Annotated in this window: 12 protein-coding genes; 9 read left to right on the forward strand and 3 right to left on the reverse strand. The window is 69.0% G+C overall.

Translation table 11 applies throughout. The features are described 5' to 3' along the window. The first annotated feature begins 277 nt into the window (after window positions 1-277). The 5 genes from ACWER9_RS30625 to ACWER9_RS30645 all read left to right on the forward strand — a co-directional run bounded on the left by ACWER9_RS30625 (window position 278) and on the right by ACWER9_RS30645 (window position 4456). Window positions 278-1507 (forward strand): trypsin-like serine peptidase, encoded by a 1230-nt coding sequence (locus ACWER9_RS30625; RefSeq protein ID WP_452305120.1) that lies wholly within the window; start codon window positions 278-280, stop codon window positions 1505-1507. 177 nt (window positions 1508-1684) lie between these two features. Beyond that, entirely contained in the window at window positions 1685-1837 is a 153-nt protein-coding gene (locus ACWER9_RS30630) for a hypothetical protein (RefSeq protein ID WP_452305121.1), read from the forward strand. A gap of 111 nt (window positions 1838-1948) precedes the next feature. Then, complete coding sequence (locus ACWER9_RS30635; protein WP_452305122.1) at window positions 1949-2530, forward strand: dihydrofolate reductase family protein; 582 nt, start codon at window positions 1949-1951, stop codon at window positions 2528-2530. Window positions 2531-2626: 96 nt separating this feature from the next. After that, window positions 2627-3298 carry a nucleotidyltransferase domain-containing protein gene (locus tag ACWER9_RS30640; protein ID WP_452305123.1) on the forward strand — a complete coding sequence of 224 codons (672 nt, stop codon included), beginning with the start codon at window positions 2627-2629 and terminating at the stop codon, window positions 3296-3298. Window positions 3299-3589: 291 nt separating this feature from the next. Further along, window positions 3590-4456 carry an alpha/beta fold hydrolase gene (locus ACWER9_RS30645; protein ID WP_452305124.1) on the forward strand — a complete coding sequence of 289 codons (867 nt, stop codon included), beginning with the start codon at window positions 3590-3592 and terminating at the stop codon, window positions 4454-4456. 65 nt (window positions 4457-4521) lie between these two features. Here the strand turns inward: ACWER9_RS30645 and ACWER9_RS30650 are convergent, their stop codons facing one another. Then, on the reverse strand, window positions 4522-5379 hold the full coding sequence (locus ACWER9_RS30650; RefSeq protein WP_452305125.1) for an alpha/beta fold hydrolase: 858 nt from the start codon (window positions 5377-5379) through the stop codon (window positions 4522-4524). Window positions 5380-5390: 11 nt separating this feature from the next. Further along, window positions 5391-6224, reverse strand: coding sequence for an alpha/beta fold hydrolase (locus ACWER9_RS30655; protein ID WP_452305126.1), 834 nt, complete (start codon window positions 6222-6224; stop codon window positions 5391-5393). Between the two features lie 210 nt (window positions 6225-6434). On the opposite strand from ACWER9_RS30655, the gene ACWER9_RS30660 reads away from it, so the two are divergent. The 4 genes from ACWER9_RS30660 (at window position 6435) to ACWER9_RS30675 (ending at window position 11610) form a co-directional block, all read left to right on the forward strand. Next, window positions 6435-9308 carry an AfsR/SARP family transcriptional regulator gene (locus ACWER9_RS30660; protein ID WP_452305127.1) on the forward strand — a complete coding sequence of 958 codons (2874 nt, stop codon included), beginning with the start codon at window positions 6435-6437 and terminating at the stop codon, window positions 9306-9308. Between the two features lie 91 nt (window positions 9309-9399). Further along, window positions 9400-9849, forward strand: coding sequence for a response regulator transcription factor (locus ACWER9_RS30665; protein WP_452305128.1), 450 nt, complete (start codon window positions 9400-9402; stop codon window positions 9847-9849). Window positions 9850-9865: 16 nt separating this feature from the next. Beyond that, the gene (locus tag ACWER9_RS30670; protein ID WP_452305129.1) at window positions 9866-11113 is read left to right on the forward strand and encodes an FAD-dependent oxidoreductase; all 1248 of its coding nucleotides are present in this window, start codon (window positions 9866-9868) and stop codon (window positions 11111-11113) included. An 8-nt stretch (window positions 11114-11121) separates the two neighbouring features. Then, the gene (locus ACWER9_RS30675; RefSeq protein WP_452305130.1) at window positions 11122-11610 is read left to right on the forward strand and encodes a MarR family winged helix-turn-helix transcriptional regulator; all 489 of its coding nucleotides are present in this window, start codon (window positions 11122-11124) and stop codon (window positions 11608-11610) included. Window positions 11611-11671: 61 nt separating this feature from the next. Here the strand turns inward: ACWER9_RS30675 and ACWER9_RS30680 are convergent, their stop codons facing one another. After that, window positions 11672-13120, reverse strand: coding sequence for a family 43 glycosylhydrolase (locus ACWER9_RS30680; protein ID WP_452305131.1), 1449 nt, complete (start codon window positions 13118-13120; stop codon window positions 11672-11674). Window positions 13121-13294: the final 174 nt, after the last annotated feature.

The raw sequence follows: 13294 nt of genomic DNA on the forward strand, positions 1-13294 counted from the left end.
CGGACGAAGCCGGCACCGATCCACCAGTCCGGTAGCCCGAGGTCGGCCGTGGCCCGGAGGACTCGCATCGCTCCCGCGTCCGACTCGATCACGCCCACCACGTCCTGCGCGCTCATGACCACTCCAGCAACCCTAGACCAGCGGGCGCTACGGAGGTCGGTGCGGGCGACGGGTGTGGCGGGCAGCTATGACATAGATAGGATTACATATCTTGCGTGATCTCAGGTATGAAGGCCGAAGGCACGTCTCGGTGCTGATTCCTGAGAAGGAGCGACAGATGAAACATGCCCTGCGCCGCCTACGAACGGGGACCGTCGCGCTCGCTGCCTGCACACTCGGGCTGAGCCTGCTGTCGGTACCCGCCGCCGAGGCGTACTCCGTTGCCCCTCTCGCGCCACAGTCCGAGCGGGCACCGGAATCGCACCAGTTCTCCGCCGAGGGTGTGACCACCGTCGGTGAACTCCGCACCGTCGCCAGTTCCCTGTCGCGCGCCCCCGACGGCGGAACGCAGATCATCCGGCACCCGGGTGCCACCTACGTCAAGGTGCACTTCAGCTCACTGCGACTGGCCCACGGTGACTACGTCACCGTGTCGAGCCGGGACGGCAAGGAGAGCTACCGGTACGACCGCGACCTGAACCGGGCGACCGGCTCGGACTACACCACCGACGGCCAGCCGGGTTTCTGGGCGATGTCGGTGGAGGGTGACACGGCGGTGGTGACCCTGCACAGCACCCGCACCGCACGTGGCAGCACCGCCACCATCGACCGGTTCTGGCGCGGGTACGACCGCACGGAGATCGCCGCGCACAACTTTTCCACCCAGTCCGTGTGCAGCACCGACGCCCGCCGGGACGTGGTCTGCTACCAGAACAGCCACCCCACCGAGTACGCCCGGGGCAGGGCGGTGGCGCGGCTGCTGATCAGCGGCGGCGGACTGTGCACCACCTGGCGAGTCGGCAACACCAACCGGATGCTGACGAACAAGCACTGCTTCTCGACGCAGTCCGCCGTGAGCGGCAGCGAGATGCAGTTCAACTACCAGTGCGCCACCTGCGGCGGCGCGAACCCCGGCGCCGGCACCAAGGTCAGCGGTGCCACCCTCTACCGGGTGAGCAGCGGCGGCTCCAGCCAGTTGGACTACGCCCTGTTCTCGGTCAACAACTTCACCACCATCCAGGGATTCGGCACGCTGTACCTGGCGACGACCGCCACCAGCAACGGCACCCGGATGTACGTTCCCGGGCACGGCGACGGCAGCGCGAAGCGGCTGTCGATCTACGAGGACACCCAGAACGGCGCGACCTGCGCCGTCCGGAACGCGAACTACAACACCTGGAACATCAGTTACAGCTGTGACACCTCCGGCGGCAACTCGGGTTCACCCGTGCTGGACGCCGGCCACCGGGTGATCGCCCTGCACCACCTCGGCGGTTGTCCGTCGAACCAGGGCGCGAAGGCGCACCTGATCTACAACGAGATCGCGAGCCTGATCGACAACGGCTGAGACGGTGGGCCGCCGACGCGCGCTCTGCGCCTTGGCGGCCCATCGGCACTCCCGTCGCTCGACGAGGTTCTACGACCGGCTGTCAGTTGTCTGCCAGCGACAACAGGTCAGACTTCGTCGGCGCTTCCTCCGACGCGGCGGGACCGTTGCGGCGCGGGTGCCGGCGATACTGCGGGCGTGGAGTACGTGTCCAGAGCGCCGCGACCACCCCTGGACGGGCTTGTCGACGACCTCTACTACCTGGAGGGCGCGCCGCCGTACGCGCGGCTGACGCTGCCCGGGGCTCACCCCGACCCGGTACGTCGAGGTCCGGCGGCGGATCCTGCGTGAGCACCCCGGTCACGTGCTGGACGGCTGGCCGCTGCCGGCCGATTGATTTCCTACAAGAGCGACAGCTCACGAAGCTCTAACCTGAGGGCATTCCCCAGCAGAGGAGCGCCCGTGGGCACGGTGGTCATGTACAGCTCGGTGTCGGTGGACGGCTTCATCGCGGACGACAAAGACCAGCCCGGCCCCCTGTTCGACTGGTTGACGAGCGGTGACGTCCCGTTGGATGAGAGCGGCGTACTCAAGGTGTCGCAGACGTCCTACGACTACACCCGGCCGTACTGGGACCAGATCGGGGTGACGATCGCCGGGCGCCACGTCTTCGACATGACGGATGGCTGGGACGGGAAGCCTCCCGGCGGGATCGACCACGTGGTCGTCGTGACACACCGGCCGGCGCCCGAGGGCTGGGACCCCGAGGCGCCGTTCCACTTCGTCGACGGCGTCGAGGCAGCCGTTGCCAGGGCGCAGGAGCTTGCGGGTGACCGCACGGTCGAGGTCGCCGCTGGCGACGTCGGTGGTCAGGTGCTCGCCGCCGGCCTTGTCGACGAGGTGCGCATGGACGTCGTACCCGTCGTGTTCGGGTCCGGCAAGCGCTACTTCGGGTCGGTCGACGCGCAGCACCTGTTGGAGGATCCCGACGTGGTGATTCCGGGCAACCGGGTGCTTCACCTGCGCTACCGGCTGCGCCGTTGAGCGATTCGAGTGGGTCGGCACGACGTCCGCCGGTCCATTCCGCTCCCTGGCAAAAGGGTGACGCGCGCAGGGCGGCGATTGGGTAGCGTCCCGGGCGTGAGTGATCTTGTCGAGCGGCGCACGGCCCTCGCCGTGGTGGTCGGGTCGCGGGCGTACGGCCTGCACGACCCGGGCTCCGACTACGACAGGCGTGGTGTGTTCGTGGCACCCACGCGGGCGTTCTGGCACCTCGACAAGCCGCCCACCCACCTCGACGGTCCGGCGGAGGAGCAGTTCTCCTGGGAGTTCGAGCGCTTCTGCGTGCTGGCCCTGCAGGGCAACCCGACGGTTCTGGAGGTGCTCTGGTCCCCGCTGGTGGAGGCGATCACCGTCGACGGGCGCCTGTTGCTCGCGGCGCGGCAGGCGTTCCTGTCGAGGCGGGTGGCGGAGACCTATGGCAACTACGCCCGGGACCAGCTTAACCGGGTGGCGGCCCGCCGCGAGCGCACCGGCGAGACCAACCACAAGCAGGCCATGCACATGATCCGGCTGCTGGTCGCGGGAGCGCACGTGCTGCGCACCGGGGAGGTGCTTGTCGACGTTCGTCACCTGCGTGACCGGCTGCTCGCGGTGCGGCGCGGCGAGCTGCCCTGGGACGACGTCGGTGCCTGGGCGGCGGACCTCCTCGGTGAGCTCGCTGACGCGGCGGCCACCACCACGCTGCCCGACCAGCCCGACCGGGCTCACGTCGACCGGCTGCTCACCGCCGTACGGGAAAGGAACCTGTAGTGACCACCGCGGTGCCGCCGTGGGACGACTCGGTGCTGCCCGATCGTGCTGATACCGCCTCTCCTCCGATACGGTGAAACCTGAGCTATTTTCCTCTTCTGTCCGAAAGTTTCGCCGTCCGTCAGTACGGTGAAATCGGGCGATCATGCAGGTCACCGCTGCATCGGGACGCGGCCGCCATCGGTGCACACGGCGCTCGACGGTGCCTCCGAACGGCTTCGGCCGAGTCGTACCGGTGGCCATGCCCGTCTGCCCACGTTCGCGATCACTGACCAACGAGGGAGAAGAGACATGCTCGGTATCTCGCTACGTCGGCCGAAGACCATCGCCGCAACGATCGCCGCCGCAACGCTGGTGACGGTGCTCGGCTCAGCCGCCCCACACGTGTACGCGGACGGCGGTGGGAAACCCGGCCCCGACCGGGGGCACGACACCAGACCGACGATCGTCCTGGTGCACGGTGCCTGGGCCGAAGGGTCCAGCTGGAGTGGTGAGGTCAGCAGACTTCAGGCACGCGGTTTCGACGTCCAGGTCGCGCCGCAACCCAACCGGGGGCCGTCGATCGACAGCGGCTACCTGAAGGACTTCCTGTCCACCATCGAGGGCCCCATCGTGCTTGCGGCCCACTCGTACGGCGGCTTCGTCGTGAGCGACGCCGCCACCGGCAACAACAACGTGAAGGCGCTCGTGTTCGTCGATGCCTTCGCCCCGGACAAGGGGGAGACCGTAGAGGAACTCACCGCCGGCTCCGGCTCGATTCTCGAGCCGGCCCTGACCGACCCCACCAGCGTCTTCAAGCTCGTGCCGTTCCCGGGCGCTCCGGAGGGCGCAGTCGACACGTACGTCCTGCCAAAGATCTTCATCAACGGCTTCGCCAACGGTCTGCCCCGGCGGCAGGCGGAGGTGCTCGCCGTGTCGCAGAGCGCCCTGGCCACGAACGCGCTGGGGGAGCCGGCCACCGAGCCGGCGTGGAAGACGATCCCGGTGTGGGCGGTGATCGGCACCGAGGACCGCGTCATCCCGCCGGCCACCCAGGAGGAGATGATGAAGCGGGCCGGTGCCGACATCACCCGGATCGACGCCGGCCACCTGGGCCTGATCTCGCATCCCGACGAGGTCACCAGGGTCATCCTGGAGGCGGCCCGGACGACCGCCTGAGCGGTTCTGGTGCAACGAGGCTGGCCGTGGCACCGCGCTGAGCGGTGCCACGGCCGGTTGTCGTGTCAGTCGGTTGCCGTGGCAGCCGCCTCGATCTGACTGGTGACCGCACCCGGGTCGGTGACCATGGACAGGTGCGGAGCGTTGATCTGGACGGTGTGTGCCTTGGCCCTCGCGGACATGGCGACCTGCTCCGCGGCAGGGATGACGGCGTCCTGCTTGCCGATCACGGACCACGAGGGGATGGTGCGCCAGGCTGGTTCGCCAGACTCCTCCATCAGGGCGTTGGACGCCAGCGGGCGCTGCCGAGCGGTCAGCACCGCCACGTCCGCGGCCGAGATGCTCTTGTCGGCGAAGGCCTTGCCGAAGACCGACGGCTTCACGAAGAGGTTGGCGGTCCCGGGGACAGCGGGGATCGCCACCTGGTCGAAGACCGTGGACGCCTCTGCCGCGAAGACCGAGCCCGGCACGGCCGAGGTCAGCGACACCACCGTGTCGTGCTGGTCCGGGATGTACGCGTCGACGTACACCAGGGCCTTGACCTGCTTGTTGCCCAGAGCGGCGTTCGTGATGACCATGCCGCCGTACGAGTGCCCGACGAGGACGACAGGCCCGGTGATGGTGTCCAGGTACGCGCGGAGACTCGCGGCGTCGTTGTTCACGCCGGCCAGGAAGTTCGGCGGGGTGACCACCCGGTAGCCGTCGCGCTGGAGCTTGGCCGTCACCTTGTCCCAGCTGGACCCGTCCGCCCACGCGCCGTGCACGAGCACGACCGTCGGTTTGACCGGTGCGGGCCGCTGATGGTGAGACTGCACGGCATGACTCGTCGAGGCCTGCGCGGTGCCGATGCCGGCACCACCCAGGGTGAGGGCACCGATGGCCACGCCTACGTAGACGAGGCGGCGCCGCATGGACAGCTTCACGGTTTTTCCTTTCACTTCTGCAGGAAGTCGAGCAGAGCGGCGTTGACCTGATCGCTGTGGGTCCAGGCGATGGCGTGCGGGCCGCCCTCGATGACGAGCAACCGCGAATCCGCCACGAAGGCCGACACCCGCTGGCCGGTCACCCCGATGGGCAGGACCCGGTCCTGGTCGCCCTGGATCACGAGGACCGGCACGTCGATCGTCGACAGGTCGTCGCGGAAGTCGGTGAGCCAGGTCGGAATACAGGCCACCGCGGCGACCGGAGACCCGGCCACGGCCACGTCCAGACTGGCCTGGAACGCCTCGTCGCTCACCAACGAGCCGCCGTAGACGTCACGGTTGTAGAAGTTTTCCAGGAACTGCTTGAGCCACGCGTTCCGGTCAGCCCGCGCGGCCTGGATGAACCCATCGAACAACGACTGCGGCGCGCCCTCGGAATTGTCATCCGTGCGGAGGAGGAACGGCGGGATCGGCGACATCAGTACGGCCTTCGCGACCCGCTCGGTGCCGTAGCGGCCGAGGTAGCGGGCAACGTCACCGGTGCCCATCGAGTGACCCACGAGGATGGCGTCGCGAACGTCGAGCTTCGTGAGCAGCACGTCCACATCGCTTGCGAAGGTGTCGTAGTCGTATCCACCCTCGGGCTGGCTGGAATTGCCCCAACCTCGCCGGTCGTAGGTGATGACGCGGTACCCGGCTGCGAGCAGTGCGGAGACCTGCTTCTCCCAGGCCTGCCCGCTGAGCGGATAGCCGTGACTGAGGACCACCGGCGTACCGGCGCCGCGGTCCTCGTAATAGATATCGATCGAACTGGCTCCCTCTGAGCCAACTGTGACGTGGGGCATGCGCACTCCTTGGGCTTGCGTTTGGCGCTGCGAACCATGCCGAAGGTACGGATTGGAAAGCGCTGCATGAATCACCCGATTCACGTAGTCCCCGAATCTGTCGAGTGACGAGACGGACAACGAGAGATGGGGGATGCGAAGGGTCCGGGGCAAGCCGCAGGCTGAGCCGAAGAGCAAAGCAGCCACACTTTCCTCACTAGGATGTCAATCGTGACGACGCCCGACCGCAGGCTTCCGGACGGGCCGCCGTCCCACTGCGAGTTCAAGGTCTTCGGCGGTCTTGGCTGCCGGCGGGACGGCGCCGACGTCGATCTTGGCCCGGTCCGCCAGCGGATCGTCCTGGCCAAGCTCCTCGCCGCCGGGGGCGACGCGGTCAGCCTCGACACCATCATCGACAGCGTCTGGGAAGACCGACCGCCGGCCAGCGCCGCCAACCAGATCCACCGGCACGTCGGGAACCTCCGGCGGATTCTTGAACCGGACCTGGACGTCCGCGAGACCGGTCGGTACCTCCTACCGGCCGGTACGGGGTACCGGCTGACCCTCGCGACCGAAGCCTCCGACCTGGCGATGTATCGCGAGTTGGTCCGGCGGGCCCGCGAGGCGCTCGACGGCGGGGACGTCCTGACCGGGGTACGGGAGTACCTGACCGCTCTGGAGCTCGGCCGCAGCCCCGCGTTCACCGATCTTCCGGCGAGCGCGGCGAGGTCGCCGGAGTTCGTCGCCATCGAGCGGGAGCGCGTCGCGGTGGCGCTCGCGGCCAGCGAGGCAGCGATCGCCCACGGCATGGCCGGCGCCGTGTTGACCCCACTCCTGAGCGTGGCCGCCGCAGCGCCGCTTGACGAGGCGCTACAGGCGTGCCTGATCCGCGCCCACGTGGCCACCGGTCACCGGGCGGAAGGGGTGCGGGTCTTCGAGCGGACCAGGCAACACCTCGCCGAGGAACTGGCTGTGGATCCGGGGCCGGAACTGCGGGAGGCGTATCGGGAACTGCTGGCCAGCGGCTGGACCCTGCAGGAGGAACTGCGCCCGCCGGAGGCTCTCCGGCCCGCACAGCTGCCGCCGCAGGTCGCGGGATTCGTCCGCCGAAACGACGTGGCCGCCGTGCTCGACGACCAGTTGGCCGACGCCGCCAGCGATGCGACCATCGTGATCACCGTGCTCGGCGGCATGGGTGGTATCGGCAAGACCGCGATCGCCGTGCACTGGGCCCACCAGATCGCCAGCGAGTTTCCCGACGGCCAGTTGTTCCTGAACCTGCGGGGCCTTGATCCGGACGGACGCGTCATGTCCCCGGAGGAGGCGCTCGCCACGCTGCTCGCGTCCCTGGGCGAGCCGGCGGTCTCGTCACCGCAGGAGACCGTCGACGCACAGGCGGCGCGTTACCGCAGTCGCCTCTTCGGTCGTCGACTCCTGATTCTCCTGGACAACGCGCGCGACTCCGATCAGGTCCGTCCGCTGCTGCCAGCCTCCCGAGGCTGTCTGGTCATCGTGACGAGCCGCAACCGGATGACGAGCCTGGTCACCCGGGAGGGCGCCCGTTACCTACAGGTCGACCGACTGACCGGCGCCGAGTCCCGTCAGCTCCTGATCAACCGCCTCGGCGCCCGCCGCGCGACCACGAACCCGGAGGCGTTGGAGGAGGTCATCACGCTCTGCGCAGGGTTGCCGCTCGCACTGGCGATCGTCGCGGCTCGGGTGGCCCTCAATCCGGCCCTGCCGCTGAGCGCGGTCGTCGACGACGTCTCGGTGCCGTCCGCCAGACTCGACGCCCTGTCCAGCGCGGACTCGTCCGACGATGTCCGGTCGGTCTTCTCGTGGTCGTACCAGGCCCTCGACCCATCGGCGGCGCAGGTGTTTCGGGCCCTCGCCGTCCACCCCGGTCCCGGGATCCCGCTGGAGGCGGCGGCAAGTGTCGCCGGGGTCGGTCGCGGGCAGGCGCGCGCACTGCTCCTGGAACTGGTGACCGCGAGTCTGCTCGATGAGTCGCAGCCGGGGCGGTACGTGCTGCACGACCTGTTGCGGGCCTACGCGGGTGAGCTCCTCGGCGAGGACGACGAACGACCGGAGTACGAGCGGCGTCTGATCATGCACTACCTGCACTCGGCCCGCGCCGCGTACGCGAGGCACCACCGGCAGCCGGTCGGCGACGTCGGCGATCCGCCGTCGGGGGTGACGCCCGAGTCGTTCGACAACGTCCCACAGGCTGCCGCATGGTACGCACGGGAACGGGCCGCGCTGTGGGCGACGATCGACCTGGCCCTCGCCCATGGCCTGGGGCGCGACGCGGCGGCCATGGTCCTTGCCGCTTCGGCGCCGGGCAGCAACTCCATACCCACCGGCCGGACGCCCACCGTACTCGCGATCCTCGACCTGATCAGCGTGCTCGGCGAGCCGCTGATGGAGGCCGCACTCCTTCGTACCATCGGTGAGGTCTTCGCCCCACTGCCGACTGCCGACGACTACCTTCATCGTGCACTGTCCATCGTGGAGGGCGCCGGGGACCTGGCCGGGCAGGCCGACGTCCTGCGCAACCTCGCCGTCCTGTCGTTGTCGCGGGGCGACCACGACGCCGCCAACTCCTACGGTGATCGTTCGGTCGGTCTCGCCCGGCAGACGGGGCGTCAGGAACTGCTCGCCGTCTCGCTGCTGACACTCGCGAGGGCGCTCCTGGGGTCCGACCGGTTCGAGGCTGGCACACGTGTCGCCGACGAGGGGCTGGCCATCGCGGTGGCGCAGCACCTCGATCACCTGAAGATCTACTACGCGCAGCTCATCGCGGAGTCCTCCTGGAGACTCGGCCGGCTCGAACGGGCGGCGGCGGTGTCGGAGTGGGGTTTGACGGAAGGGGTCTGCGAGACGAACGGTCCGCGGTGTGCCGTCGCGGCGATCCTCGCGCGGGCCGCATTCGACCTCGGTGACCTGCTGCGCGCGGAACGGGGGTGCCAGCAGTTCGAGAGCCTGATCGCCGACAACGGCTTTCGGGAGCTCATCGAGTTCTCCGGCCTGGAGGAGGCCGAGACGTACCGGACCATGGTGGCGTACGTCCGGGCCCGGCTGAGCTTGATGAGGGGTGCGTCGTAGGCGGGTAGGCGAGCACTCGGTCTGCACTCGTCGTGCACTGCGATGCGTTCGGATGGTCGTCGAGACCCCGAACCCTCGCCCGAGGAGCACCATGCACTGCGCCGCAGCCGAGCCTGCCCGGATCCTCTCCCGTGCGGTACTGACCCCGCGACAGGAACAGATCGCCCTCCTGGTGGCGGCAGGCTCCACGAATGTCGAGGTCGCGACGCACCTGTTCATCAGCACCCACACCGTCAAACATCACCTACGCGGAGTGTTCCACCGGTTGGGCGTCGCCTCCCGTCGCGAACTGCGCAGCACGCTGGCTCACCACGACACGACCAACCCGTTCGCCCGGAGCCGTGGGCTGACCAGCCAGGAGCGCGACATCGCGGGCCGGGTGTCCAGCGGCGCGTCCAACCGAGAGGTGGCCGCGGCACTGTTCATCAGCCCGAGCACTGTCGATTACCACCTCCGCAAGATCTTCCGCAAGCTCGACATCAGCTCACGCCGAGAGTTGGCGCGACGAGGGGCGTCGGAGACCTTGCCCCAATCATCTTAGTCATTAAGATAACCGTATGGCGGAATCGACACACTTCTCCGTGGCAATCGCCGGCGCCGGCCTCTCCGGCCTCTGCCTCGCCCAGTACCTGATCCGCGCCGGCATCGACGTGCACGTCTACGAGCGGGACTCGGGGCCCTTCGTCCGGCGACAGGGCTACCGGATCATCCTCGACCGGCACGGGCTGAGGGCGCTGCGCGACAGCCTGCCCCGCGCGCTGTACAACCTGGCGCTCACCACCGGCGACGAGCCCGGCGGACACCTGCGCTTCACCGACAGCCGGCTGCGGAACGCGTTCACCATCACCTTCAAGGACGAGCCGCACGCGACCCGCCAGGTCGACCGACTGACCCTGCGGTCGATCCTGCAGACCGGGCTGAACGGGCGCATCCACTACGGCAAGGACGCCGTCGCGGTGGACGACGGCGGCCCGGCCGGGCTGCGGCTGCGGTTCTCCGACGGCGGGGCCGCCCCGGCAACCGTCGTCGTGGGCGCCGACGGCGTCGGCTCGGCACTGCGCGCGCAGCTCATGCCGGACGCCCATCCGGCGAGCACCCCGATGGCGGGCATCTACGGCCGGTCGCCTCTGCTGCGCAACGGCGAGAGCGTGATCCCGGACGCGCTGCGTACCAGTGGCGTCCTGGCCATCGCCGACCGGCCCGGCCGTGCCTTCTTCTTCACCTCGATGCGTTTCGGTGAGAGCCCGCAGGAGGCGTTCGCCCGCCTGGCCCCGGACAGCTACGCGCCCACCGGCTACGACTACGTCATGTGGGGACTGCTGCTCCGGCAGGAGGAGGTGCCCATCGGTGTCCGCGGCGACCTGCTGGCGCTGTGGAGACTGGCCTCGCGGATGAGTGCGGAGTTCCACCCGGTCATCCGGCGGCTCGTCGGCACGGCCGAGCTGGACGCCACGGTGCTCAACCTCTTCGCCACCGGCCGGCGCCCGCGCCGCTGGGCGGTGCCCCGGGCGACGATGATGGGCGACGCCGTGCACGTCATGCCGCCGTTCGGCGCCCACGGTGGCAACACCGCGCTGCGCGACGCCGCACTGCTCGGCCGCAGGCTGGTCCAGGCTCGGGCCAGCGGCACGCCGGTGGAGGAGGCGATCGCCCGCTACCAGGACGAGATGGTGCCCTACGCCTTCCGCGCCGTCGACACCGCCGCCGGGTTGATGCGCCGCCTCACCGGGGGCGCCGCCGCGCCGCACTGGGTGCTGACCCGCGTGTTACCTCGACTGCACCGGGTCACGGTGCCGGAGGCATGATTGCGCACATGTCCCACGAGCCGGCCCGCGCGTCCGCGATCGCCGACCTCATGCACGCCGGGCGGGAGATGTCGCGGCTGTCCATGGTGTTCCGGTACGCCATCGCGGAGCGGCTGGGTCTCACGGTGAGCGACCTGGAGTGCCTCGACTACCTGGCGGACGTCGGATCCGCCACGGCCGGGCAGATCGCCGAGCGGACGAACCTCACCACCGGGGCGGTGACGAGCATGCTCCGCCGGCTCCAGCAGGCGGGCTACGTGACGGCCGAGCGCGATCCGGGGGACCGGCGGCGGGTGATCGTCACCCTGCGGCCGGAGCGGATCACCGAGTTGCGACGACCGTACGAGCGGTTCGCCGAGCGGGCAGAGTGGCTCGTCGAGGGCTACGGCGTCGAGGAGGTCATGCTGCTGGTCCGGCACTACGACCGCATGCAGGCGATGTACCTCGCCGAGCTGGACCACCTGCGCGGCGGGGACACCGCGCGGCGGTCCGTCTGATGATGCCCACGCCGCCAGGGTGACGGCCGTGCTGCCCACGGCCCTCACGATGGTGAGATCGTCAGCCGTGGCGCCACAGCTGGGCACCGAGGCCGTTGCACGGGTAGAGCGAGAGCCTCGCGCCGTTGGCCGCGTTCCACTCGTAGTTGTCCAGGCACATGTTGCCGGCCACGTTGCGCAGCGAGAACCAGCCGTTGCCGCGGTCCTGGAAGGTCCACCGCTGGGCGTTCGAGCCGTTGCAGGTGTAGAGGCCGATGTCGGCGTTGGCGGCGGTGCTGGAGTTGAGGTCGTCCAGACAGGTGCCGGTGTTGCGGTTCCGGATCTCGTAATAGCTGCCCGCCGCGCGGTAGGTGAACTCCCACTGCTGAGCGGTGCCCCCGTTGCAGTCGTAGAGACGCACGAGTGCGCCGAGCGTGGTGTCACGGTTGTAGTTGTCGACGCATCGGTTGCTGAACTGGCCTCGGATGCCGGGGTTCGTCACGCCGCTCGGGATCGGCTGGCCGAGGAACGGGTCGCCGTTCTCCTGCCAGTGCAGTTGCTGCATCCGGGTGTGCCGGTTGGGATCGGTCAGCGCGTCCGGGGTGGGGTTGGCGTAGTCCCGGGCGTGGTAGACGAGCATGTCGGTGGTGTTGTCCTCGGCGACGGTGAAGCTGCCGTGGCCGGGGCCGTAGACACCGTTGGCAGTCTGGAAGACCGGGTTCGGCCGCTTGGACCAGGAGGCTGGGTTGAGCAGGTCAGCGGTGTCCGGTGCGGACAGCAGGCCGAGCTTGTAGCGGGCGTCGGTGGCCGACGCTGAGTAGGCGATGTAGACCCGGCCGTTTCTCACCAGCGGCGACGGACCCTCGACGACGCCGGCGACGCCTTCCCGCTCCCAGTCGTAGGTGGGCCGCGCGATCTCGACCGCCGGACCAGTGATGCCGGTCGCGCCGTTCATCCGGGCGATGTACATGTGGCTGTTGTAGTTCGTGGATGGACTGTCCTGTGCCCACGCGAAGTAGCGCACCCCACGGTTGACGAAGGACGCCGCATCGAGCTGGAAGGACTCCCAGCCGGTGTTGAAGCGCTGCGGAGCGCTCCAGGAGCAGGTCATCGGATTGGCGCAGGTGTTGCGGATCCAGTACAGCCGCTGGTCGAATCGGGCGGTGTTCGGTGATGCGGAGAAGTACATGTACCAGGCACCGTCGTAGTACTGGATGTCGGGCGCCCAGATCCATCCGCTGAGCGCTCCGCTGGACGGCGCCACGAACGCGTTCGTCGTGGTGGCCGTCCCGAGGCCCTGCAGAGTGGTGGAGCGGCGCAGCTCCACCCGCTTGTAGTCCGGCACCGACGCCGTCATGTAGTAGTAGCCGTCACTGTGTTTGTAGATGGCGGTGTCGGCGCGCTGCGAGATCACCGGGTTCCTGATGCTGATGAACTGCGCCGACGCCGGCGCGGCGGACGTGACCAGCAGAGCAGTCACCAGACCCAGCACGAGAGCCGATCTGCGGCGGATTCGGGCGGTAATTCTCATGGCGCGCTCCTCTGGCGGGGGAGACCCAGGAGGACGAGTCAGCACACGCTTGCTGGTAGCCATCCAGGACATCGGACCGGTGGGACCCTTGCCATCGTAGTTCATCGATGTGAGCGATAACACCATCGAACCCGGTGCCGCGCGACGTTCGGCGTCAGCGGACGATGACCAGGT

The organism is Micromonospora sp. NPDC003944 (assembly GCF_053605225.1).

Coding starts and splice junctions, on each gene's coding strand:
- ACWER9_RS30625 (WP_452305120.1), top strand. CDS start 278: ATGAAACATGCCCTGCGCCGCCTACGAACGGGGACCGTCGCGCTCGCT.
- ACWER9_RS30645 (WP_452305124.1), top strand. CDS start 3,590: ATGCTCGGTATCTCGCTACGTCGGCCGAAGACCATCGCCGCAACGATC.
- ACWER9_RS30655 (WP_452305126.1), bottom strand. CDS start 6,224: ATGCCCCACGTCACAGTTGGCTCAGAGGGAGCCAGTTCGATCGATATC.
- ACWER9_RS30665 (WP_452305128.1), top strand. CDS start 9,400: ATGCACTGCGCCGCAGCCGAGCCTGCCCGGATCCTCTCCCGTGCGGTA.
- ACWER9_RS30670 (WP_452305129.1), top strand. CDS start 9,866: ATGGCGGAATCGACACACTTCTCCGTGGCAATCGCCGGCGCCGGCCTC.
- ACWER9_RS30675 (WP_452305130.1), top strand. CDS start 11,122: ATGTCCCACGAGCCGGCCCGCGCGTCCGCGATCGCCGACCTCATGCAC.
- ACWER9_RS30680 (WP_452305131.1), bottom strand. CDS start 13,120: ATGAGAATTACCGCCCGAATCCGCCGCAGATCGGCTCTCGTGCTGGGT.